Source organism: Salmonella sp. SAL4457, assembly GCF_046548235.1.
Lineage (GTDB): Bacteria > Pseudomonadota > Gammaproteobacteria > Enterobacterales > Enterobacteriaceae > Salmonella > Salmonella enterica.
In genome coordinates this window covers 1-363 of sequence record NZ_JBGDZO010000142.1, presented here as the reverse complement: position 1 = coordinate 363, position 363 = coordinate 1, and the positions used below count along the sequence as shown (strand labels likewise).

Below are 363 nucleotides of genomic sequence, written 5' to 3'. Positions count from 1 at the left end.
TCCCAAGGACTTCCGCCTGATCGGTCACCAGGCGCCGCGCGTCGACGTTCCCGGCAAGACCGACGGCAGTGCGCAATTCACCCTCGACGTCAGCCTGCCCGGCATGCTGGTCGCCCTGCTCCAGCGCCCGCCGCTGTTCGGCGCTACGGTGAAATCGTTCGACGCCACGGCGACCAGGGCGATTCCGGGGGTGGTCGAGGTGGTCCAGGTGCCGCACGGCGTGGCGGTGGTCGCCAAGGGCTTCTGGGCGGCGAAGCAAGGCCGCGACGCGCTCAAGGTCGAGTGGGACGAGAGCAAGGCCGAGAAGCGTGGTTCCGAGGCGCTGATGGCGGAGTACCGCAAGCTCGCCGAGCAACCCGGCAA

At 69.4% G+C, this 363-nt stretch carries 1 pseudogene; it reads left to right on the top strand.

Features of this window, described 5'->3' with window-relative positions:
* A pseudogene (locus ACLJNW_RS23625) lies at positions 1–363 on the top strand (aldehyde oxidase); the annotation flags it as partial.